Annotated in this window: 1 protein-coding gene; it reads right to left on the minus strand. The window is 70.4% G+C overall.

The window, feature by feature from the left end; genetic code table 11:
* Positions 1-3: 3 nt before the first annotated feature.
* On the minus strand, positions 4-26,778 hold the full coding sequence (locus tag FCG67_RS00060; RefSeq protein ID WP_281282306.1) for a non-ribosomal peptide synthase/polyketide synthase: 26,775 nt from the start codon (positions 26,776-26,778) through the stop codon (positions 4-6).

Here is a 26,778-nt window from a genome sequence, read left to right on the forward strand (position 1 = left end):
TCCTCAGAATACGCCCCCCACCGGCACATCGAGGTGCTCCGCCAGCACCGGACCGATCACCGCGACCGCCTCGGGCTCGATCATCTGATTGTGTTCGCAGTCCACCTCGATCTCCCGGAGCTCGCCGGTGATCGCCTGCCGCCATTCCTGGGCGGAGTGCCCACTCTCCGACCTCACCGCGGAGAAGAACAGCAGGTCGCCGTCGAAGAGAGCCGGGCTGAACCGGGACATGTTCTCAGCGGAATCGGCGAAGCCGTCGGCGATCCGCTCGAGGTGCGCCGCGGTCAGTCCCAGGTCCTGGCCCAGCGAATCGCCCAGCAGCTCGGCGGCGCGCTCGTAGGTCAGGCCGCCGTCGCCCGTTTCCTCGACCTCGAGGCCGAGGCCGGCGAGCAGGTCCTCGGCACTGAGCCGCGGTTGGACCGGCTCCCCGGCCACCGCGTAACTGTCCATGAGGGCGAGGGTCGCCACCTCATTGCCTGCGCCGCGCAGTTCGACCGCCATCGCGTGCGCCACACACCCGCCCAGTGACCAGCCCAGCAGGTGGTACGGGCCCTGCGGCTGGATCGAGCGCAATTCCTCGACGTAGCGATGCGCGAGCTGCTCGACCGAATCGAAGTGCACGCCTTCGCTGATGGTCGGCAGCTGCAGTCCGTAAACGGGCCGGTCCGCGGCGAGCTGCGCGGCCAGGCCGGCATACCCCCAGGACAGACCGATTCCGGGGTGCACGCAGAACAGCGGCGCCTTGCTACCGGTCGCGCGTAGGGAGATCACCACCGACAGCGCCTCCTCGAGGCCCGAGGCCCCGACCCCGGTGACCTCACCGTCCAGGTCCGCGATGCGCCGGGCGAGACCTGCGGGTGTCGGATCGAAGAACATCAGTTGCAGCGGGATCCGCCTGCCGAGCCGCTCGTGCAGCTCCGCCATCACCCGGGTGGCGACCAGAGAATTCCCGCCGAGGTCGAAGAAGCTGTCGTCGACACCGACCCGCTCGAGGCCGAGGATCGCCTCGAAGGCGCCGACGACGGCCTCCTCGAGCGGATTGCCCGGCGCCCGGAATCCCTCCGCCCGCGCACCGAATTCGGGTGCGGGCAACGCATTTCGGTCGAGCTTTCCGACCGGCGTCAACGGGACCTCGCTCAGCACGCGGATGGACGAGGGCACCATGTACGCGGGGAGGAACGCCGCCGCATGGGCCTTGACCTCCCCCGGCTCGAGGGTGACGCCCTCGTGTGGCAGCACGTACGACACCAGGACGGTGTCGCCGGTGGGACCGGCGTGCCCGATCGTGGTCGCGAAGCTGACCCCCTGGTGACCCATCAGCACGGCGTCGATCTCGCCCAGCTCGATCCGGAACCCGCGCACCTTGACCTGGAAGTCGCTGCGACCGAGGTAGTCGAGAGTGTGGTCGGGCAGCCATCGCACGAGATCCCCGGTCCGGTACATCCTCGACCCGTTCGGTGCGAACGGATTGGCCACGAATCGCTGTGCGGTCAGGCCTCCCTTGCCGTTGTAGCCGCGAGCGAGGGCGGGACCGAACACGTACAACTCGCCGGACACCCCCATCGGCACGGGCCGCAGCCGGGAGTCGAGCACCGCCACACCGAAACCGATTGCGGGCCCACCGATGTCCACCGGCTTCCCCGAGATCATCGGCCCGCCGACGGCCGCCTGCACCGTCGTCTCGGTGGGGCCGTACCCGTTGTACATCCGGCGTCCCGGCGCCCAGCGCGCGACGAGTTCCGGCGGGCATGCCTCCCCGGCGACGACGAGGACCTCCACGTCGTCGAGTCCGCGGTGGTCGATCGACGAGAGCGCGGTCGGGGTGACCAGCGCGTGGGTGACGCCCTCGTCGCGCAGCAGGTCGGCGAGCTCGGCGCCGCCGAAGACGGTGGGCGGGACGATCACCAGGCGCGCGGCCGCCCCGAACGCCATCAGCAGCTCGTACACCGACGCATCGAAACTGGGCGACGCCAGGTGCGAGACCCGCGACTCGTGCGTCACCTCGAAGAGCTCGCGCTCCTGCCGCGCGAGGTTCGCCAGCCCGCCGTGGGTGACAACGACGCCCTTGGGCACGCCGGTCGAGCCCGAGGTGTAGATCAGGTAGGCGGGGTGCACGTGCCGCAGCGGGGAGATCCGGTCGTGGTCGGTCAGTGGCGCGGCCGAGTACCCCTGAACCCAGGCCTGCACCTCGGCCGCATCGAGCGCCAGCCACGGCACGAGGTCCGGCAGGTTCGCCCTGCTGCCGCTCGCCGTCAGGCCCAGCAGCGCCCCGGAATCGGTCAGCATGTGGCCGATTCGCATCGCGGGATGGTTCGGGTCCACCGGCACGAAGGCGGCGCCCGCCTTGGTCACGGCCCACACCGAGAGCACCGATTCGACGGATCTCGGCAGCCCGAGCGCCACCACGGACTCGGGTCCGACGCCCCGATCGACCAGGGCACGCGCCAACCGGTTCGAGCGCTCGTCCAGCTCGCGGTAGGTCATCGAGGATCCTCGGTAGGTCAGCGCCACCGAGTCGGGCCTGGCGGCCACCGAGTCGGCGAGCAACTCCGGCCAGGTCCGCGGCGGCTCGCCCGGCAGTCCCATCGCGGGCGCCAGCGCGGTCCGTTCCCTGCCGTCGAGGATCTCGATGTCACCGACCGGCCGGGCCGGGTCCATCGTGACGGACTCGAGGATGCGCAGGAACCGCTCGGCGAAGCCGCGCACCGTGCCGGGGTCGAACAGGTCCGTCGCGAAGTCGAAGCCTGCCGTCATCCCCGCGGGCGTGCCGTCGGCGCCGAACTCCTCGGACAGCAGCAGTTCCAGATCCTCCTTCGCCACGTTCACCTCGAGGTCGACGCCGGACACGGTCAGTCCGGGCAGTTCCAGCCGGGGACGGAGGTTGTTCTGGAACTCCAGCGACACCTGGAAGATCGGCGAGTAGGAGGTGGACCGGATCGGGTTGAGCGCCTCGACGATCCGCTCGAACGGGACGTCGGCATTACCGAACGCCGCCAGGTCGATCTCGCGCGCCCCGGCGAGCAGTTCGGTGAACGACGCGGCCCCGTCGACGCGGCTGCGGAGCACCAGCGTGTTGACGAACATCCCGACGAGGTCGTCGAGTTCCTCCTCCCCCCGGCCCGCGACCGGCGTGCCGATCGCGACGTCATCGGTGCCGCCGAGCCTGCTGAGCAGCACGGCCAGCGCGGCGTGGACGACCATGAACACGCTCGTGTTGTTCTCCCGCGCCAGTGCGACCAGCCGGCGGTGCAGGTCGGGTTCGACTGTGAAGTCGACCCGGTCGCCGTGGAAGGACTGCTGAACGGGCCGGGGCCGATCGGCCGGCAGCTGCAACACGTCGGGCAGTCCCGCCAGCGTCTCCGTCCAGAAGTCGAGCTGGCGCGACGCCAGGCTGCCCGGATCGTCCGTGGAGCCGAGCAGTTCATGCTGCCAGAGCGCGTAGTCGGCGTACTGGATCTCCAGCGGCGCCCAGTCCGGCGCTCGGCCGTCGATCCGGCAGGTGTATGCGGTCATCACGTCGCGGGCCAACGGCGCCATCGAGAACCCGTCGGCGCAGATGTGGTGGACCACCATCGCAAGCACGTGCTCGTCCGGCGCCAGCCGGAACAGGGCGATGCGGTGCGGGATGGCGGTGGTCACATCGAATCCGGTGGCCATGAAGCGGCCGAGGCGATCCGGCAGATCGGTCTCGTCGCCGAGATCGATGGGGGTGAGATCGGGCACGACCCCGGTCACCGGATGGATCACCTGGCGCGGTCCCTCTGTCGACTCCGGGAAGGTGGTCCGCAACGACTCGTGCCGGGCCACGACATCGGCGAGCGCTGTCTGCAGCGCAGGCAGGTCGAGGTCGCCGGAGAGACGGACCGCGAGCGGGATGTTGTACGCGGCCGAGGACGGGTCGAACTGGTTGATGAACCACATCCGCTGCTGGGCAAGGGAGAGCGGGATGTCCGCGGGGCGCGGTCCAGCGGTCAGCGCGGGCCGTGTGGTGCCGACCCCCGCGTGCCGCTCGACACGGTTGGCCAGCTCCCACACGGTGGGGGCCTCGAACAGCGCGCGCACACCGATCTCGGTGTGCAGCGCCGCATTCAGGCGGGCCATCACCCGGGTGGCGGTCAGCGAATTGCCGCCCAGATCGAAGAAGTTGTCGTCGAGGCCCGCGCGATCGCAACCGATGACCGCGGTGAAGACGTCCGCGACGGTCTCCTCGATCGGCGTCGTCGGGGCGCGGAACTCGGTGGTGGCGAAGACGAAGTCGGGTTCCGGCAACGCTTTTCGGTCGAGCTTGCCGACCGGGTTCAACGGGATCTCGTCGAGCACGGTGATCGCCGATGGCACCATGTGCGCGGGCAGCCGGCTCGCGAGGTGCTCGGTGAGCTCGCGGGTGGCCACCGGCGCGCCGCCTGCAGGCAGCACGTACGAGACCAGCACGGTGTCGCCCGATCGTCCCGTGTGCCCGAGGGTCGCGGCGAAGGCGACGTCGGGATGATCGGTGAGCGCCGTGTCGATCTCGCCGAGCTCGACACGGAACCCGCGGACCTTGACCTGGAAGTCGCTGCGGCCCACATACTCGATCGCCAGGTCGCCGCTCTCGGTATCCCTCGTCCAGCGGACGATGTCCCCGGTCCGGTACATCCGGGCGCCCGGCTCGAACGGGTTGGCCACGAAGCGGCCCGCGGTCAGCGCCGCCCGCCGGTGGTACCCGCGCGCCAGCCCGACGCCTGCGAGGTACAGCTCCCCCGCGACGCCGACCGGCACCGGTTGCAGCCTGGAGTCCAGCACCAACTCCGCGACGCCGCGGAGCGGACCGCCGATGGTGATCGGCTCCCCCGAGGTCATCGCCGCGCTGATGTTCGACATGACGGTGGTCTCGGTCGGGCCGTACGCGTTGAACAGCCGGCGCCCCGGCGCCCACCTCGCAACCAGGTCCGGCGGGCAGGCCTCGCCGCCGAAGACCACGAACTGGAAGTCGTCGAGGCCGGCGGGATCCATGGTGGAGAACGCCGCGGTGGTGATGAACCCGTGCGTGACGCGTTCCGCCGCCAGCAGCCGGGTCAGCTCGACGCCGCCGTAGACGGTCGGCGGAACCACCACCATGGTCGCGCCCGCCCCACAGGCCTGCAGGTATTCGTAGATCGACCCGTCGAAACTCGGCGACGAGAAGTGCAGTGTCCGCGACGCGGGCGTGGCGTGGAACCGCTCGGTCTGCATGGCCGCGAAGTTGTCGAGCCCGCGGTGGGTGACGACGACGCCCTTGGGCACGCCGGTCGACCCCGAGGTGTAGACGATGTACGCGGCGGAGTCGAGCGTGATCGGCGAGGTCCGGTCGGTGTCGGTCAGGTCCGCGCAGGAGGTTCCGGCACAGTCCGACTCGAACGCGGGGTCGTCGAGCGCGATCCAGTGCGCAGCGGCGGGGAGTCGATCCCGCTCGGCCGCCGTCGTCAGACCGAGGGTGGCGCCTGCGTCGGTGAGCATGTGCTCGATCCGCTCGGCCGGGTAGTTCGGGTCGACCGGCACGAAGGCGGCCCCGGTCTTGGCCACCGCCCAGACCCCGAGTACCGACTCCACCGATCGTGGGATGCCCAGCGCGACAAAGGTCTCCGGCCCGGCGCCCCGTGCGATCAGCTGTCGGGCGATCCGGTTCGAGCGCTCGTCGAGTTCGCGGTAGCTGACCTGCCTGCCCTGGAAGCTCAGCGCGATCGCCTCGGGGTCCGTCGCCGCGGCGTCCGAGAAGATCTGCGGCAGTGTGCGGATCGACCCGCCGGGGTGCCCGCGCACCGGTGCCAGCTCGCGGCGCTCGCGCTCGTCGAGCACCTGTATCCGGGCCACCGGCAGGTCGAGGTCTAGGAGGTCGAGCACGCGCTCGACCCGCCGGGCGATGGACTCGACGCTGTCGCGGTCGAACAGATCGGGGAGGTACTCGAGCTTGAGGTGCATGCGGGAGTCGACGGATACGACGAGGCACAGCGGGTAGTGCGCGGAGTCCGAACCCTCCACGTCGACCACCCGCATGCCCGCGATGTCCGTCTCCTCGGACAGTCCGGAGCGGTCGACGGGGTAGGACTCGAACACGGCGAGCGTGTCGAAACCGAGCCCCTCCCCGACCGCGCGCTTGATCTCGGGCAGGCCCATGTAGTGGTGATCGAGCACGGCGGCCTGTTCGGTCTGGACCCGGTCCAGCAGTTCGCCGAGGGTCTCCCCCGGCACCAACCGGACCCGCACCGGGATCGTGTTGATGAACAGCCCGATCATCGATTCGATCCCGGAGATCTGCGGCGGGCGGCCGGACACCGTTGCGCCGAAGACGATATCGTCGCGGCCGGTCATGGCGCCGAGCACGATGGCCCACACGGCCTGCACGACGGTGTTGAGAGTCAATCCGCGTTCGCGGGCCAACGCCCGCAGGCGGTCGGTCTGCTGCTCGGTGAGCGAGAGCTGCACCTCGTTCGAGACCGTGGACACCTCCCGGCCCGGATCGGCGGGGACGAGCAGGGTCGGATCGGTGACCCCGGCGAGGGCGGTCGTCCACGCCGCGGTGGACTCGGCGGCATCGCGCTCCGACAGCCATTCGAGGTAGTCGCGGTACGAGCGGACCCGCGGCAGGACCTCCGGGTCGCCGTCCGTCGCGTAGAGGACCAGCAGTTCGCGCAGCAGCAGCGGGGTGGACCAGCCGTCGAGCAGGACGTGGTGGTTGGTCATCACCAGGCGGTAGTGCTCCGGCGCCGTCCTGATCATCGTGAACCGCAGCAGTGGCGCCCGCGCCATGTCGAAGCTGGTGACCCGGTCCGCGGCGAGTCGCGCCGTCAGCTCGGCCTCGCGCACCACCGGATCCAGGGCCGAGAGGTCGACCTCGGTCCACGGCAGTGTCACCCGGTCCTGGATGACCTGTACCGACCGGCCCTCCTCGTCCTGGACGAAGGCCGCCCGCAGGTTCGCGTGCCGGTCCAGCAGCGCCTGCCCCGCCCGGCGCATCCGCTGTGGGTCGACGGCACCGCGCAGTTCCAGCCCGAGCTGGACCAGATAGGAGTCGACGCTCTCGTCGGACAGCAAGGCGTGGAACAGCATTCCGGATTGGAGCGGCGACATCGACCAGACGTCGGTCAGGTCGGGGTACCGGCTCTCGAGGCGATCGATCGCGGACTGGTCGAGGTCCACGAGGTCCAGGTCCGAGGGGGTCAGCCCGCCCGCGCGGGGACCGGCGGCGTGTGTCGCCAGTGCCCGGAGTGCGCGGATCCACATCGCCGCGACGTCCTCCACCTCGGCCACGGTGAGCACGCCGCCGGGGAACGACCACGTCGCCCGCAGCTGCGGACCGTTCTCGGTGGTCCTCGTCATGGCGTTGATGTCCAGTACCGCCGCGACCGGCATCTCCGGGTTGTGTGGGTCGCCCAGACCCGCGTAGTCGACCGGCAGCCATGCCGCCTCACCGGAACCGCCCGCTGTGGCCGTCGCGAACCGGCCCAGGTAGTTGAAGCTGACCTGCGGCACCGGCAGCTCCCGGAGCACGGCCGCCGACGCGTCGTCGAGATACCTCAGCATGCCGAAACCGATGCCGTGGTCCGGGATCGCCAGCAGCTGCTCCTTGACTGCCTTCACCGCCGCGCCCGCCGCAGGCCCGCCCGCGAACGCATCGTCGAGATCAATGCCCGAGAGATCAAGGCGGACAGGGAATATCGTGGTGAACCAACCGAGGGTCCGGGCGAGGTCGGCGCCGGGAACGACCTGTTCCTCGCGACCGTGACCCTCGAGGTTGACCAGCGCACTGTCGGCCCACACTCCCCGCTCCCGCCGCCACCGGGTGATCGCCATCGCCAGCGCCGCGAGCAGCGCGTCGTTGACGCTGCCGTGGAACGCCTGCGGCAAGGAGGTCAGGACTGCCTCGGTCACGTCGGTCGGCACCGAGACCTGAACCTTCTGCACGGTCGCGTTGAGATCGAGGGCACGGTCCCGCGGCCTGCTGCCCAGCACCGGGTCCTCGCCCGCCAGCATCTCCCGCCACAGGTCCAGCTCCGCGATGCGCTCCTCAAGGTGCACCGCCTCGGTCAGGCCGTGCGACCACCGCCGCAGGGATGTCCCGATCGGCGCGAGCACGGGCTCGGCACCGGAGGCGACCTGCGCCCAGGCGGCGGCCAGATCCGGGACCAGGATGCGCCAGGACACCCCGTCGATCGCGACGTGGTGCGCGAGCACCAGCAGCCGGCCCTGCCCCTCGGGCGGGTCGAACCAGACGGCCTGCAGCATGATCCCGGCCGCGGGGTCCAGCCGGTCGGCCGCCGCGTCCAGCTCGGCCGCGGCGATCGCGGTGAACTCCTCGCCCACCACGGACGGCACGGCGACCCGGCGGACCATCCGGTCCCCGTGCTCCGAGCCGACGGGCTGCACCTCCAGGAACCAGTCGCCCCGGTCCGACCGCAACCGCGCGCGCAGCGCGTCGTGCTGGTCGACGACGGCCTGCACGGTCCGCCGCAACGAGATCTCGTCGATGTCGGGCGGCAGGGCCAGCACCGCCGCCTGTGCGTAGCGGTGGAACTCGCCGCCGCGTTCGAGCATCCAGCGCACGATCGGAGTGAGCGGAACCGTCCCGACGCCACCGTCCGGGAGCTCCTCCAGTACCGCGGCCCCGGCGGCCTCCGCGACGCGGGCCACCTCGGCGAGCGCGGCGACTGTCTTGCGCTCGAAGACATCCCGGGGCGTGATGACGACCCCGGCGGACTTCGCCCTCGCCACCAGCTGGATCGACATGATGCTGTCGCCGCCGAGCGCGAAGAACGAGTCATCGACGCCGACCGACTCGAGCCCGAGCGCCTCCGCGAACAGTCCGGCCAGCACCCGTTCCGCCTCGCTGACCGGCGCCCGGCTCGCCGTCACCCGCGCCCCGAAGTCCGGCGCGGGCAGCGCCTTCCGGTCCAGCTTGCCGTTCGCGGTCAGCGGCAACTCGTCGAGGACCACCAGCGCGGCGGGCACCATGTGCGCGGCCAGCACCTCCGCCGCGAAATCGGAGGCGGCGCCGACGTCGAGGACCGTGCCCGCCTCCGGCACGAGGTACCCGACGAGGCGGACTCCACCGCTGCCGTCGTCGCGGGCCAGCACCACGGTCTGTGCGACGCCCGGGCAGCGCAGCAGCGCGGATTCGATCTCGCCGAGCTCGATCCGGAACCCGCGGACCTTCACCTGGAAGTCGCTGCGGCCCAAATACTCCAGCTCGCCATCGGTGTTCCACCTGGCCACGTCGCCGGACCGGTACATCCGCGCGCCGTCGGCACGGAACGGATCGGCCACGAAACGACCGGAGGTGAGCGCGGCCCGGCCGAGGTAGCCGCGGGCGGCCTGGGCACCCGAGACGTACATCTCGCCCGAGACGCCGGGCGGGACCGGGTGCAGTCGCTCGTCGAGCACGTACACCCGGAGGCCGGGCAGACCCCGGCCGATGACGGACGCGGACGCCTCGGCCGCGAACTCCCGGTCCAGGGGGATGTGGCTGACGTGCACCGTGGTCTCGGTGATGCCGTACATGTTGACCAGAGCGGGGGCCCGGTCGCTGTGTCTGCCGTACCAGCGGCCGAGCTGACCGAGGTCGAGCGCCTCGCCGCCGAAGATCACGTACCGCAGGCTGAGTCCGGCCGGGTCTCCGCGCTCCGCCGCCACCCGGTCGGCCTCGGCCAACTGGTAGAACGCGGTCGGCGTCTGGTTGAGCACCGTCACCCGCTCGCGCCGCAACAGCTCCAGGAACATCTCCGGCGCTCGGGCGGTGAAGTAGTCGACGACCACCAGCGTGCCGCCGTACACGAGCGGGCCCCACAGCTCCCACACCGAGAAATCGAAGGCGTAGGAGTGGAACATCGTCCACACGTCCGTGTGGTCGAATCCGAACCTGTCCTCGGTGTTGGCCATCAGTGTCGCCACGTTCCGATGCGAGACGACGACGCCCTTGGGCCTGCCGGTGGACCCCGAGGTGTAGATCACGTACGCCAACGACGCCGGTTCCAGCACAGCGCGACGATCCGCGTCGGTGATCGGGGCGGAGGGCAGGGCGTCGAGCCGGCTGACGACCGCCGGCTCGTCGAGCCGGACGGTCGGGATCGCCGACCCGGGAACCGACTCGGCGTCGGCCACCGTGGTCAGGACGCACACGGGCCGTGAGTCCTCGAGCATGAACACAAGCCGTTCCGCGGGATAGGTCACGTCGACCGGCAGATAGCCGCCGCCCGCCTTGATCACCGCGAGGAGCGCGACGACCAGCTCGGCGGAGCGCGGCATCGCCACGGCCACCAGGTCCTCCGGCCCCACGCCCAGGGAGATCAGGTGCCGCGCCAGGCGGTTGGCGCGGTCGTCGAGTTCCGCATAGGTCAGGGAGGTGTTCTCGTAGGTGACCGCGACGGCTCCGGGATGCTCCGCGGCGCTGCGCGCGAACAGGTCCGCGAGCGTGACAGAGGGGACGGCGACGCCCTCCTCGCCTACGAGCATCCGATCCCGCTCCGCGGGGTCCACGATGTCGATGTCGCCGATGGTGCGGTCCGGGTCGGCGGTGACCGCTTCGAGGATGCGCAGGTACCGCTGGGCGAAGGTCGCGGCGGTGCCCCGGTTGAAAAGGTCGGTGGCGAAGGTGAACCCGGCGCTCATGCCAGCGGGCTCGCCGTGGTCGTCGTGTCGTTCGCCGAGGGTGAGCTGCAGATCGAACTTCGACACGCCCAGGTCGTGGTCGACCGCGTCGACGGCGAGTCCGGGCAGCTCGAGGTGGGCGGACAGGTTGTTCTGGTACTCGATCAACACCTGGAACAGCGGCGAGTGGGCGGTGGAGCGTTCGGGCGCAAGCACGTCGACCAGTCGCTCGAACGGCAGGTCCGCGTTCCCGAACGCCGCCAGGTCGGTCTCGCGAACCTGGGTCAGCAGGTCGGCGAAGGTCGCCGCCGCCTCGACGTCGCTGCGCAGGACGAGGGTGTTGACGAACATCCCGACCATGTCGTCGAGCTCCGCCTCGCCCCGTCCGGCGACCGGGGTGCCGATGGCGATGTCGGCGGTCCCGGACAGGCGGGCGAGCAGCACCGCGAGGGCGGCGTGCGCCACCATGAACATCGTCGAGTTGTGCTGCCGGGCAATCGTTGCCAGCTCCCGGTGGACACGCGGGCCGATGTCGAAATCGACCACCTCGCCGCGGAAGGAGCGGGCGAGCGGGCGCGGGCGGTCCGCCGGTAGCTGCAGCAGATCGGGCAGCCCGGCGAGGTTCGACGTCCAGTAGGCCAGTTGCTGGGAGATCACCGAGTCGGGGTCGTCCTCCGATCCGAGCAGTTCGTGCTGCCAGAGTGTGAAGTCGGCGTACTGCACGGCCAGCGGGGCCCACTCGGGTTCCCGCCCCTCCACCCGGGAGCTGTACGCGGTCATGACGTCTCGGGCCAACGGCGCCATCGAGAAGCCGTCCGCGGCGATGTGGTGCACGACGACCGTGAGGACGTGCTCGGCCTCACCGAGTTCGAAAAGGCCCGCGCGCAACGGGACCTCACGCGTGACATCGAATCCGGCCGAGACGAAGGAGGCGATCCGGTCCGCCAGGTCCGCCTCGGCCACCTCCACCGGAACCAGATCCGGCCCGGCCTCCGCGGCGTCCACGATCCGCTGGACCGGCTGCCCGTCGATGGTCGGGAACTCGGTGCGCAGCGACTCGTGCCTGGTCAGCACGTCGCGGATCGCGGCGCGCAGGGCGACCACGTCCAGGCGGCCGGTGAGCCGGATGGCGAGGGGGATGTTGTACGCCGACGAGGCGGTGTCGAACTGGTTGATGAACCACATCCGCTGCTGCGCCAGCGAGAGCGGGATGCGGTCGGGGCGAGGGACCGGACGCAGCACGGGGCGGTCCCGCCGGTCGGCGGTGTGGTGCTCGATGGAGGTCGCCAGGCGGTGCACGGTGGGCGCCTCGAACAGCACGCGCACGCCGATGTCCGAGCCGAGCGCCTCGTTGACCCGGGCGATGACGCGCGTGGCGGTCAGCGAGTTGCCGCCGAGATCGAAGAAGTCGTCGTCGACACCGATCCGATCGGCGCCGAGGACCGCGACGAACACGTCCGCGATGGCTTCCTCCGCCGGGGTCGCCGGCGCCCGGAACTCCGCGGTGGACAGCACGTACTCCGGTGCGGGCAGCGCCTTTCGATCGAGCTTCCCGACCGGGGTCAGGGGGATCTCCTCGATCATCACGATCGAGGACGGCACCATGTGCCCGGGCAGCCGGGTGGCGGCGTGCGCGGTGAGCCGGGCCGCGAGGTCGGCCGCGGATCCGTTCGCGGCGGCGGCATCGAGGACGGGCAGCACGTAGGCGACCAGCCTGGTGTCCCCGGACGGACCGGTGTGACCGACCGTCGTCGCGAAGTCGACCTCCGGGTGATCGGTGAGAACGGCGTCGATCTCGCCGAGCTCGATCCGGAACCCGCGGACCTTCACCTGAGAGTCGGCGCGCCCCAGGTACTCGAGCCTGCCGTCGTCCGTCCACCGGGCGAGGTCGCCGGTTCGGTACATCCGCGAACCGGGCTCACCGTGCGGGCTCGCGACGAACCGCTCCGCGGTCAGCGGACCGCGGCGGTGATAGCCCCTGGCCAGGCCGGCTCCGGCGACGTACAACTCGCCCGGCACACCCACCGGCACCGGCTGCAGCCGGGAGTCGAGGACGACCTCGGCGACGCCACGGATCGGGCCACCGATGGTGACGGACTCACCCGCCGACATCGCGTCGCTCATGTTCGTCGCGACGGTGGCCTCGGTGGGGCCGTACGCGTTGAACAGCCGTCGCGGCGGTGTCGCCCACTCGCCGACCAGCTCCCGCGGGACGGCCTCGCCGCCGACGACAACGGAGGTGAACTCGTCCAGGCCGTCGGGTTCGATCGAGGCCAGGGCGGACGGGGTGAGGAAGCCGTGCGTGACGCGATGGGCGCGCAGCAGTTCCGCGAGTTCGGCGCCGCCGTAGACGGTCGGCGGCGCGATCACCATCGTCGCGCCCGGCCCGAACACCAGCAGGTACTCGAGGACCGAGGCGTCGAAGCTGGGCGAGGAGAAGTGCAGCACCCGTGAGGTCGCCTCGGTCCGGCAGCGGGCCCGCTCCTCGGCGGCGAAGTTGTCCAGCCCCCGATGCGTGACCACGACGCCCTTCGGCATGCCCGTCGATCCCGAGGTGTAGATCAGGTAGGCCGGATGGTCGAAGCGCAGCGCGGTGCGCCGGTCGGCATCGGTGACGGGGGCCGAGGACATGCGCGCACAGTCGCGCTCGAGATCGGGATCGTCGATCGCCATCCAGTCGACCCGGCCCGGCAACGAGTCGCGTTCGGTCGTGACCGTCAGCCCCTCGGTCACGCCGGCGTCGGTGAGCATGTGCACGATGCGCTCCGACGGGTAGTTCGGGTCGACCGGCACGAAGGCCGCACCGCTCTTGGCAACCGCCCACACGGCGAGCACGGACTCGATCGATCGGGAGATCGCCACCGCCACAAAGGTCTCGGCACATGCTCCGCGTTCGATCAGGACGCGGGCCATCCGATTGGAGCGTTCGTCGAGTTCACGGTATGTCACCGAGTCGTGGGCGCAGATCACCGCGATCGCGTCGGCCCGGCGGGCCGCCGCGTCGGCGAGCAACTGTGGCAGCAGCCGGATGGACAGTCCCCTCGGCCCGTACACGGGCGCGAGGCGATCACGCTCGGCGGTGCTGAGCAGGTCGAGACCGGCCAGCGCCGTGCCTGGATCGGCGGCGACCGCCGCCAGTACCCGGACCACCCGATCCGCGATGGATTCCACCGCGGCTCGATCCAGCAGGTCCGGCAGGTACGTGAGCCGCAGCCGCAGTTCCGCATCGGCGGAGGCGATGACGGTCAGCGGATAGTGCGTCGCGTCGCCACCCTCGATCACATCCGCGATCCGCATCCCGGCGATGTCGGTGACCTGGGACAGCCCGGCCCGGTCGACGGGATACGACTCGAACACGGTGAGGGTGTCGAAGCCGAGCCCGGATCCGACCGCCTGGGCGATCTCCGGCAGCCCGAGGTGGTGGTGGTCGAGCAGGGCGGCCTGTTCGGTCTGGACGCGGCTCAACAACTCACCGAGAGTCTCGTTGGGGTCCAGGGTGATTCGAACCGGCAGTGTGTTGATGAACAATCCGACCATCGTCTCGACGCCCGCGATCTGCGGTGGCCTGCCGGAGACCGTTGCCCCGAACACCACGTCGTCGCGGCCGGTCAGCATCCCGAGCACGATGCCCCAGGCCGCCTGCACCATGGTGTTCAGCGTGACCCCGTGCGTCCGGGCCACCTCGCGCAACGCGTCGGTCTGCTCCTCGCTGACCGAGGCGTACACCTCCCCCGGGATGGTGCTGACCTCGCGTCCCGGCTCTGCCGGGACGAGCAGCGTCGGGTCCTCGACGTCCGCGAACGCGCGCACCCACACGTCCGTCGACTCCGCAATATCTTGGCGCGCAAGCCATTCCAGATAGTTCCGGTAGGGCGCCACCCGCGGGAGCACGCCGGCATCGCCATCGGTGGCGTACAGGACGAGCAGCTCCTTGAGCAGCAACGGTGTCGACCAGCCGTCGAGCAGGATGTGATGGTTGGTCATGTAGATCCGGTGCCGATTCGGTGCCGTCTTGATCAGCATGAACCGCATCAGCGGCGGCGTCGCCATGTCGAAGCTGGTGGCGCGGTCCGCCGCGAGGATCGTCGCGAGCCGTGCCTCGAGCACCGCCGGAACCTCCTCGGACAGGTCCAGTTCGACCCACGGCACCTCGACGCGCTCGGCGATCAGCTGGACGGGCTCGGCGTCGCCGTCCTGATGGAAGGCGGCACGCAGATTGGGGTGCCGATCAAGCAGTGCCTGCGCGGCACGACGCATCCGCTCCGCGTCGACGACGCCGTCCAGCTCCAGTCCGAGCTGGACGAGGTAGGCGTCGACCGACCGATCCGACAGCAGCGCGTGGAACAGCAGACCCTTCTGCAGCGGGGCCATCGTCCACACGTCGGTCAGGTCCGGGTACCGGATCTCGAGCCGGTCGATCGCGGCCTGGTCCAGCGACACCAATCCGAGGTCCGAGGGCGTCAGGCCACCCGCTCCGGGGGATTGGGCGTACCCGGCGAGCGCCGTGAGCGCCGTGACCCACAGCTCGGCGAGCTCCTCGACCTCGTCCTCGGCGAGCACTCCGGTGGGGAACGCCCAGGTGGCCCGCAGCTGGGGGCCTGCGGCGGTCGTCGCGGTCACCGCGTTGACGTCGACGGCCGCCGCGACGGGCAGCCGAGGATCCGTGACGCCGCCGAGGTCCCCCGCGTCCTCGACCGGAAGCCAGGCGGTGTCACCGTGATCGGATGTGGCCGTGGCGAACCGGCCGAGGTAGTTGAAGCTGATCTGGGGTGTGGCCAGCTCGCCGAGCACCGAGGAGGCGGCGTGGTCGAGGTGGCGCAGCATCCCGTACCCGATGCCGTGGTCCGGGATCGCCAGCAGTTGCTCCTTCACGGACTTGATCGCCGCACCGGCGGCCGGTCCGCCTGCGAACGCGTCGTCGAGGTCGATGCCGGACAGGTCGAGGCGCACCGGGAACACCGCGGTGAACCAGCCGACCGTGCGGGTCAGGTCCGCGCCCGGCACCACCTGCGCCTCACGACCGTGGCCCTCGAGGGTGACGAGCGCGCCGTTCGCGCGCACGCCCCTGTTCTGACGCCACCGGGTCAACGCCAGAGCCAGGGCGGTGAGCAGGCCGTCGTTCACGCTGCCGTGGAACGCCGAAGGCAGCGCGGTGAGCACCGCCTCGGTCACCGCGGGCGGGAGCTCGATCTCGACCCTGGCCACCGTGGCATTGACGTCGACGGCCGGATCGAGCGGCCGCGACCCGAGCAGCGGGTCCGGTTCGGCGAGCATCCGGGTCCAGGTGTCCAGCTCATCGGAGCGGTCGCGCGCGGCGTCGACCAGCGCGTGCGCCCAGCGGCGCATCGAGGTACCGACGGCGGCGAGGTCCGGCCGCTCGCCCGCCTCCAGCTGTGCCCATGCGGTCGCGAGGTCGGGTATCAGGACCCGCCAGGACACCCCGTCCACCACGAGGTGATGCGCGACCACGAGCAGCCGTCCGACCCCGGCGGGGGTCTCGAACCACACCGCCTGCACCATGTTCCCCACGGAAGGGTCGAGTCGGCCCTGTGTCTGCGCGAGGGTGTCTGCCACCACGGCCGCGAACTCCTGGCCGGTGACCGCGTCGACCGGGATCCGGCGCAGCACTGTCTCCGACGACACCGATCCGGTCGGCAGTACCTCGAGCCCCCAGCCTCCTGGCCCGCCGTGCAATCGGGAACGGAGCATGTCGTGGCGGTCCAGCACCGCTTGCAACGCGCGTTCGAGCACGTCGCGGTCCATGCCAGGCGGGAGTGTGAGCAGCACGGACTGGGAGTAGCGGTCGAAGTCGCCCCCGCGATCGAGCAGCCAGCGCACGATCGGCGTGAGCGGGACCTCGCCCACCCCGCCGCCGGGGAGCTCGTCGAGGGCCGGCACCTCGGCCGTCTCGCCGACCACTGCCACCTCGGCGAGCGCGGCGACGGTCTTGTGCTCGAAGACATCCCGCGGCGACAGGAACACCCCGGCGGTCTTGGCCCGCGAGACCAGCTGGATCGACATGATGCTGTCGCCGCCAAGGGCGAAGAAGGAATCGTCGACGCCGATCGACTCCACCCCGAGCACCTCGGCGAACAGCTCGGCCAGCAGGCGTTCGGTCTCGGTGACCGGAGCCCGGCTCTCGGTCGTGCGGGCGCCGAAGTCGGGCGCGGGCAGCACCTTCCGATCGATCTTGCCCGCGGGCGTCAGCGGCAGCTCGTCGAGCATCACCAGCGCGGCAGGCACCATGTGCGGCGCCAGCACCTCCCCGACCGAGGCCAGGATCTCCGTGGCAGCGAGCTCGGCGCCCTCCTCGGGCACCACGTAGCCGACCAGTCGCCCGACGCCGCGGCCGTCATCCCGGACGGTGGCTACCGCGTCGGCCACCCCCGCGCAGCCCCGCAAGGCGGATTCGACCTCGCCGAGTTCGATCCGGAATCCGCGAACCTTGACCTGGAAGTCGCTGCGGCCCAGGTAGGCCAGTTGGCCGTCGGGACGCCAGCGGACCACGTCGCCGGTGCGGTACATCCGGGATCCGGGGTCACCGAAGGGATTCGCCAGGAACCGGTCCGCGGTCGCCCTCGCCCTGCGGTGGTACCCGCGGGCAAGCCCGGGTCCCATGACATAGAGCTCACCCGCGACACCCACCGGAACCGGGTGCAGGCGCTCGTCGAGGACCGCAACGCCGCACCCGACCGGGGGCCGCCCGATCGCGACCGCCGTGCCAGGGACCATCGGGTCGCTGACGGCGGCGACGACGGTGGCCTCGGTCGGGCCGTAGGCGTTGAACATCGTCACAGCGGCCCACTGGCGCACCAGTTCCGGCGGGCAGGTGTCGCCACCGGTCACCACGCACTCGAGGGCATCGAGCCCGGCCGGGTCAACGGAGGCCAGCGCGGCGGGGGTGACGAAGGCGTGGGTGACCCGCTCGCGGGCGAGCAGTTCGGCCAGTTCCGCGCCGCCGTAGATGGTGGGCGGCGCGATCACCATCGCGGCACCCGCGCCGAAGGCCAGCAGCAACTCCAGCACGGATGCGTCGAAGCTCGGCGAGGAGAAGTGCAGTGTCCGCGCGGACGGGCCGACGCCGAACCGGATTCGCTCGTCGGCAGCGAAGTTCGCGAGGCCGCGGTGCGTCAGCACCACGCCCTTGGGGACCCCGGTCGAGCCGGAGGTGTAGATCAGGTAGGCGGGGTGCCCGAGCAGCAGCGGCGCACGCCGGTCGGCGTCGGTGACCGCCGTTCCCGGCTGCCCGTCGATCTCGGCGGCGAATCCCGGGTCGTCGAGGACCAGCCACTCCGTCGTGTCCGGTAGGTGCGTACGCGACCGCGAGACCGTGAGTCCCAGCGCGGTCCCGGAATCGGTCAGCATGTGCTCGATGCGCTCGGCCGGATAGCTCGGATCCACCGGCACATAGGCGGCCCCCGCTTTCGCCACGGCCCACACCGACAGCACCGACTCGATCGACCGCGCCATCCCGAGCGCCACGATCGATTCCGGGCCGACGTCCCGGCCGATGAGCACCCGCGCCAACCTGTTCGCGCGTTCGTCCAGCTCGCGGTACGTCAGACTGTTGCCCTCGCATATCACCGCGACGGCATCGGGATCGCTGGCGGCGGCGTCCGAGAGCAATTCGGGCAGGGTGCGCGGCGCCGCCCCTGCGGGTCCGGTGACCGGCGTCAGCGACCGGCGCTCGCTCGGATCGAGCAGCTCGATGTCCCCCACCGCGATCGACGGATCTGCGGTCGCGGTCTCGAGGACCCGGACGAACCGCGCGGCGAGGCCGTCGATCGTCGCCGCGTCGAAGAGGTCGGTGGCGAAGGTGAACGCGGCCGCCACCCCCGCGGGGGCGCCGTCCCCGTCATAGCGCTCGTCGAGGGTCAGCTGCAGATCGAAGTTCGCTGTGACGGAATCGAGTTCGACGGGCTCGATGACGAGCCCTGGCAGCTCCAGCCGCGCCCGTTCGGTGTTCTTGAACTCGAGCATCACCTGGAACAACGGGGAGTGCGCGGTCGACCGTTGCGGGGCCAGGACGTCCACCAGGCGCTCGAACGGGAGGTCGGCGTGACCGAACGCGCCGAGATCCGTCTCGCGCACGGAGTCGAGCAACTCGGCGAAGGTGGTCGAGCGATCGACGCGGGTGCGCAGGACGAGGGTGTTGACGAACATGCCGACGAGGTCGTCGAGTGCGGCCTCGCCGCGGCCTGCGATCGGCGTGCCGACCGCGACATCGTCGGTGTCCGCCAGTCTGCTCAGCAGCACAGCCAGGACGGCGTGCATCGCCATGAACACGCTCGAGCTGCGCTCCCTCGCGGTCGCGACGAGCCTGCGATGGGTATCGGCGTCGATCGAGAACTCCACCCGGTCGCCGCGCAGCGAGCGTTCCGCGGGCCGCTGCCGGTCGACCGGCAGGGCCAGCGCCTCGGGCAGGCCGGACAGTGTCCGCGTCCAGTAGTCCAGCTGCCGCGCGATCAGGGACTCGGGGTCATCCTCGGAGCCGAGCATCTCGCGCTGCCAGAGTGCGTAGTCGGCATACTGCACCGGCAGCGGTGCCCACTGCGGTGACTCGCCCGCCATCCGGGAGCTGTACGCCGCCATGACATCCCGGGCCAGCGGGACCAGCGAGAAGCCGTCGGCCGAGATGTGGTGGACGACGACGACCAGGACGTGCTCGGTCTCGCTCAGTCCGAACAGCGCCGCCCGCAGCGGAGCCCACGCGGTCACGTCGAAGCCGGCGGCGACGAACCGGGCGAGTTCCCCTGACATCGCTTCCGGTGGCACCGCGATCGGTGACAGGTCCCCCACCACGTCGTCGGCGTCGACGATCACCTGCATGGGTTCCCCGTCGACGAGCGGGAACATCGTGCGCAGTGCCTCGTGCCGGTCGACGACGTCGAGGATCGCCTTGGCCATGGCGTCCGCGTCGAGCGCACCGGAGAGCCGGACCGGCAGTGCCACGTTGTAGGCGGCGGAGGACGTGTCGAACTGGTTCATGAACCACATCCGTCGCTGCGCGAGCGAGACGGACACCCGCGGCGCACGAGCGGCCGCCAGCAACGCGGGGCGCGGAACCGCCCGTGAACTCTCGGTCTCGGCGCACACGGCGAGCGCGGCCACCGTCGGGGAGTCGAAGAGTTCGCGCACCCCGATCCGGGTGTCGACCGCCGCGTTCACCCTGGCCACCAGCCTGGTTGCCACCAGCGAGTTCCCACCGAGGTCGAAGAAGTTGTCGTACACGCCGATCCGGCCGAGGCCGAGCAGGTCCCCGAAGATCGACGCGATGATCTCCTCGATCGGGTTCCGCGGCGCCACGAACTCGGAGGTCTTGGCCGCGAACACCGGTTCCGGCAGCGCGGAACGGTTGAGCTTGCCGGTCGAACCGAGGGGGAATTCCTCCAGCACCATCAGCTGCGCGGGAACCATGTAGCCGGGCAGCCGCGAGGCGACGCCCTCGAGCACGCCGTCGGTGTCGATCTCCTGGCCGCGCTCGGCGACCAGGTAGCCGATCAGCGAGTCGCCCGTGAGCGCGTCGCTGTGCATCGTCACCGCCGCCTGCGCCACCGCCGGGTGTTCGAGCAATGCCAGCTCGATCTCGGACAGCTCGATGCGCAGGCCCCGCAGCTTGACCTGGAAGTCGGTGCGGCCGATGTACTCGATGTTCCCGGTCTCGTTCCACCGCACCAGGTCACCGGTGCGGTACATCCGCTCACCCGGTGCGAAGGGATCCGCCACGAAACGGTCCGCGGTGAGGTCCGCGCGACCGACGTAGCCGCGCGCCAGCTGGACACCGCTCAGATACAGCTCGCCCGCGACACCGACCGGGACCGGGTTCAACCGGCCGTCGAGCACGTACACCCGGGTGTTCCACACCGGCGCGCCGATGGGCACGACCACCTCGTCCGCGGCGCTGCACGCCCAGTGCGTCACGTCGACCGAGGCCTCGGTAGGCCCGTACAGGTTGTGCAGTTCCGCGACGCTGAACTCACGGAACGCCTCGGCCGCCGACGGCGCGAGCGCCTCGCCGCTGCAGAACACCCGGCGTAGCGACCGGCATCGGGCCGGATGCGCGCCCGCGGTGAAGGTCGACAGCATCGAGGGCACGAAGTGGATCGTGGTGACCCGCTCGCTCTCGATCAGCCGCGACAGGTAGTCCGGATCCCGGTGACCGTCCGGGGCGGCGACCACCAGCCGGGCACCGGTCTGCAGCGGCCAGAAGAACTCCCACACCGAGACGTCGAAAGTGGCCGGGGTCTTCTGCACCACCACGTCCTCGGAGGTGAGGGGGTACCGGTGCTGCATCCACGACAACCTGTTGGCGATCCCGGCGTGCGTGACCGCGACGCCCTTCGGCCTGCCGGTCGAGCCCGAGGTGTAGATCACGTACGCGACGTCGTCGGGGCGCAGGCAGCCGAGCCGGTCGGCGTCCACGATCGGCGACGGGTCCTGCGCGCCGAGGTCGAGCCGGTCGATCTCCAACGCCTGCAACGACTCCGGGAGTGCGCCGCGATCGGCGTGGGTGGTGAGCACGCACACCGGCCGGGCGCTGCCCAGCACGTACTCGGTCCGGTCCGCCGGATGATCGGGATCGATCGGCACGTAGGCGCCGCCCGCCTTGACCACCGCGTACATGCCGATCACCAGCTCCAGGGAGCGGCGCATGGCGAGGCCGACGGTCGACTCCGGTCCGACCCCCAGCGAGATCAGGTGACGGGCCAGCCGATTGGCCGCAGCGTCGAGTTCGGCGTAGGTCAGCCGGTCCTCCCCGAACACGAGGGCGACCGCGTCGGGCGTGCGTGCGACCTGTGCATCGAAGAGGTTGCCGAGGGTGGTCGCGGGCAACTCCTGCTCGGTGGCGTTCCACTCGGTCAGCACCTGCGAACGCTCGCTCCCGGCGAGGAGGTCGACATCACCGACCGTCACCGCGACGTCCTCGGTGACCGATTCGAGCACCCGGACGAAACGCTGCGCGAACCGGCGGACGCTCGGCGCGTCGAACAGGTCGGTGGCGTAGGAGAACGCCGCCTTGATCCGGCCGGGCGCGCCCTGGTCGTCATAGGTCTCGGTCAGGGTGAGCTGCAGGTCGAACTTGGCGGTTCCGTTGTCCAGCGCCTCGACGTCCACGATCAGGTCGGGTAGTTCGAGTCTCGTGTGGCCGGTGTTCTGGAGCACCAACAGCACCTGGAACAGCGGGGAGTAGGCGGTGGATCGCGTCGGGTTGAGCACCTCCACAACCCGCTCGAACGGGACGTCGGTGTGACCGAACGCGTTCAGGTCCACCGTGCGGGTCTGCCTGACCATCTCCGAGAAGGTCATCCCGGCATCGACGGGTGTGCGGAGCACCAGCGTGTTGACGAACATGCCGACCAGGTCGTCGAGCGCGGCCTCACCCCTGCCCGCGATCGGCGTCCCGATGGAGATGTCGGATGACCCGCTCAGCCGCGCCAGCAGCACCGCCAAGGCGGAGTGCAGCACCATGAACAGGCTCGAATCCATCTGCCCTGCACGCGAGATCAGCTTGTTGTGCAGCTCGGCGGGGATCGTGAACTCCTCGACCGCGCCCCGGAACGACTGCTCGGGCGGGCGCGGATGATCTGTGGGCAGCTCGAGCACGTCGGGGGCGCCCGACAGCGCCCTCGTCCAGTAGTCGAGCTGGCGAGCGATCAGGCTGCCGGGGTCGTGTTCGTCACCGAGCAGCTCGCGCTGCCACAGGGAGTAATCCGCGTACTGCACCTCGAGCGGAGCCCAGTCCGGGGCGCCGCCGAGCCTGCGGGAGTTGTACGCGGTCATGACGTCCCGCGCCAGCGGTGCCATGGAGAAGCCGTCGGCGGCGATGTGGTGCACGACCAGGACCAATACGTGTTCGGTCGGTCCGAGGCGAAGCAGCTCGGTCCGCACCGGGAACTCGGTGGTGACATCGAAGCCGGTCGACGCCAGCCCGGTGACCATGTCGCGCAGACCGGTCTCGGACACGGGCACGGGCGTGAGGTCCGGCACCACCTCGGAGGCGGGCCGGATCAGCTGGAAGGGACCGTCGGGAGAGTCGGGGAAGAGGGTGCGCAGCGACTCGTGCCGTTCGACGACATCTGCCAGCGCCCTGGCCAACGCGTCGGGGTCCAGTTCACCAGCGAGCCGCACGGCGATCGGGATGTTGTACGCGGCCGAGGACGGATCGAACCGGTTGATGAACCACATCCGTTGCTGCGCGAGGGATACCGGGATACGGTCCGGCCGCTCCCCCGCCACCAGCACGGGCCGGTCCGAGTCCCGCCGACCGATCGAGTCGATCCGCGCGGCAAGCGTCTCGACCGTCGGCGCCTCGAACAGATCCAGCACCCCGATGTCGCTGTCGAGGACGGCGTTGATGCGCGCGACGACCCGGGTCGCGATCAGTGAGTTGCCACCGAGGTCGAAGAAGCTGTCCCTTGTGCTGATCCGCTCGACGCTGAGAACCGTCGCGAAGACTCCGGCGACCGCCTCTTCGCTGTGGGTTTCCGGGGCCAGGAACTCGGCGGTCGAGGTGACGAAGTCCGGTGCGGGCAGTGCTTTCCTGTCGAACTTCCCCGCGGGCGTCATCGGGATCTCGTCGAGCAGGACGATGCTGGACGGCACCATGTGCCCCGGCAGCCGGGCAGCCAGATGCGCGGTCAGCTCGGCGGCGGCGATCGCGGCGTCGTTGGTCGGGTGCACGTACGACACCAGCACGGTGTCCCCGAACGGGCCGGGGTGGCCGACGGTGGCGGCGAAGCTGACGTCGGGGTGGGTGGTCAGGGTGGCGTCGATCTCGCCGAGCTCGATCCGGAAGCCTCTGATCTTCACCTGGAAGTCGCTTCGTCCGAGGTACTCGAGGGTGTAGCCACTCCCGTCGTCGGTCCTGGTCCAGCGCGCGAGGTCCCCCGTTCGGTACATCCGGGTGCCGGGCCCACCGAACGGGCTGGCCACGAAGCGATCCGCCGTGGGGACCGGCCGCCTGTGATAGCCACGGGCGAGACCGGTGCCGGTGACATAGAGCTCACCGGGCACCCCCGCGGGCACCGGGTGCAGCCTGCCGTCGAGCACCACCTCACCGCACCCGAGCGGCGGCCTGCCGATGGTGACCTGTTCACCGGGGGTCATCCGGTGGCTGATCGACGAGACGATCGTCGTCTCGGTCGGTCCGTACGCGTTGAACATCCGATGGCCGGGCGCCCACTGCTGCACCAGTTCCGGCGGGCAGGTGTCGCCGCCGGTGACGAGGCACTCGATGTCATCGAGGCCGGCTGGGTCCACGGAGGCCAGCGCGGCCGGGGTGACGAAGGCATGGGTGACCCGGCGTCGGCCGAGTAGTTCGGCCAGTTCCGCGCCGCCGTACACGCTCGGCGGGGCGACCACCATCGTCGCGCCCGCGCCGAAGGCCATCAGCAGTTCGAGGACGGAGGCGTCGAAACTCGGCGACGAGAAGTGCAGGGTTCGCGACGCCGGGGTCACGGCGAAACGGTCGCGCTCCTCGGCCGCGAGGCTGGCGAGGCCGCGGTGGCTCAGCACCACGCCCTTGGGCACACCCGTCGAGCCCGAGGTGTAGATCAGGTAGGCCGGGTGCGTGAGCAGCAGCGCGGCGCGACGGTCCTCGTCCGTCACCTGCGCCGGGGAGTAGCGCTCGAGTTCTGCCTCCAGGTCGGGTGCGTCGAGGACCAGCCACGGCACCGCGTCGGGAAGTCGATTCCTGCGTTCGTCCACGGTCAGGCCGAGGGCGGCACCGGAATCGGTGAGCATGTGCTCGATGCGCTCGGCCGGATAGTTCGGGTCGACCGGCACGAACGCGGCGCCTGCCTTGGCCACCGCCCACACCGACAGTACGGACTCGACGGACCGGGCCATCCCCAGCGCCACAATCGATTCCGGGCCCGCTCCCCGATCGATCAACAGCCGAGCCAGCCGATTCGAGCGCTCGTCGAGTTCGCGGTACGTCAGGCTCACGTCCTGGAACACGAGCGCCGCCGAATCGGGGTCGATGTGCGCGGCGTCGGCGAACAGCTCCGGCAACGTCCGCGGCGGCGCCTCCGGGCCCCCGAACACCGGTGCCAGGGCCTCGCGTTCCTCGGGGTCGAGTAGTTCGATGTCCCCCACCGCGATCGACGGGTCCGCGGTCGCGGCATCGAGTATCCGGATGAACCGGGTCGCGAAGCGCTCGACCGTCCCCGGATCGAACAGGTCGGTGGCGTAGGTGAACGCGGCCGACATGCCAGCAAGGGCGCCGTCCGCGTCGTGCCGCTCGGCGATGGTCAGGCACAGATCCACCTCGCCTGCGATACCGTCGGCATCGGCATATTCGACTGTGAGCCCTGGCAGTTCGAGATGTGGTCGCCGCGCATTGCGCACCTCGAGCAGCACCTGGACCAGGGGCGCGTAGGCCGTCGAGCGGACCGGACAGACCGTCTCGACGAGACGCTCGAAGGACTGCTCGGCGTGGTTGAAGGCGCTGAGCTCGCCGAGGCACGCCTCGTGCAGGAGTTTGCCGAACGAGTCGCCGCCGTCGACCCGCGTGCGCAGGACGACCGTGTTGTCGGAGGGTTCGACGGTGCCGTCCACGGTCGCGGCGTGAACCGTGACCTGGGTGCCGATGGCCACGTCGTCGGTGTCGCCGAGCCTGCTCAGCAGCACCCCCAACGCCGCGTGCACCGCGGTGAACACACTCGAGCTCCGGTCCCGGGTCAGCGCGATCAACCGCTCCTGGAGATCGACGCCGATGTCGAACTCCACACGATGGCGTCGGTCCGACAGCACAATCGGGCGGGGTCGATCCGCAGGCAGCGTCAGCACCTCGGGTATCCCCGAGAGGACTCGCGACCAGTGCGCCAGCAGCGACGCGGCCTTGTGCTTGCGCCCGGCCATCCGGAAGCTCCGCGCGTGGATCTCCATCAGCCTGGTATCGGGATCGGCCGCGACGAACCCCTCGAGCATCTCGACGAAGGCGTGGTGCCGCGAGCGCAGGTCGTCGTCCTCGTAGAGGTTCGGATTGCCCCGGAAGTCGATGACGGTGCTCGGCGGGCTGCCGCTCTGATAGATGTTGACCAGCAGGTCATCGACCGGGCCCGAGGTCATGATGCGGTTCTCGCCGACGACGGGGCCGAGCGTGACCTGTTGGCTGAACAGCATCACGTTGACCATCGGCGCATGCAGGGAGCGTTCGCCGCTGCGCCCGGCGTCCCTGCGGATGTCCTCGAGGCTGCAACGCTGATGCCGCAGCGCACCCATCAACTCGAGGTTGACCCGCTGCACCAGTTCGGCGACGGTGTCGCCCGGCCGCACGCTCAGCCGCAGCGGCACCACATTGACCAGCATCCCGCCAGATCGGTGCAGAACCGAGGTGGTCCGCGCCGAGACGGGGATGTTGACCAGGACGTCCTCGGTACCGGTCATCTGGGACAGGTAGCAGGCGAATCCCGCGATCACCACGGCCGCCGACGTCGCGCCGCGCCGGAGGTCGGAATCCTCGAGCAGCCGGACGGCGTCCTCGGTCAGGGGCGCGCTCGCGAGCCGGCTACGGGCGGCGGCGGGCGCCACCTCCGTCACCAGGCTCGAGCCCTCCTCGATTCCACGGATCCGATCGGCCCAGAACTTGCGGTCCGACTCGAACCGGCTGGATGTCCGGTACTTCGCGTCGAGCTCGTACAGATCCGTCAGCGGAGAGCATTTGGCCGGACCGGCGTCCCCGCCCTCCACCGCGGCGGTGTACAGCGCGGCGATCCGGTTCATCACGGTCGCGCCGCCGTAGCCGTCGAGGGCGACGTGGTGAATTCGGCTGTACCAGAGGTAGTCCCGGTCGCCGACCTGCAGGATGGTGATGTCGAACAGGCGGTCGTTCGAGAGGTTCACCGGGGTCGCATAGTCCCGGTGCATCCACTCCTCGGCCGCCGCGGCCGGATCGTCCTCGCCCCGGAAGTCCACGAAGCCGAGCGGTAGGCCGATGGATTCGTCGACGAGCTGGAACGGTTCACCGTCGACCTCGATCACCCGGAGATAGGGCGACTGGAACTCGTGTGCCGCGGTCTTCGCCGCCTGGTGAAGCACCTCGAAATCGAGGTCCCCGTGCAACTCGACGTACTGGGCGATGGTGATCGGGACCGTCGGGGTGAGCTGCTGGGCGAACCACATGGCTCGTTGCGCGGCGGAGAGGGGGAACGCTCCGGCTGGAATGTTGGTAGCCAC

This window comes from Rhodococcus oryzae, assembly GCF_005049235.1.
Taxonomy (GTDB): Bacteria; Actinomycetota; Actinomycetes; order Mycobacteriales; family Mycobacteriaceae; genus Rhodococcus_G; species Rhodococcus_G oryzae.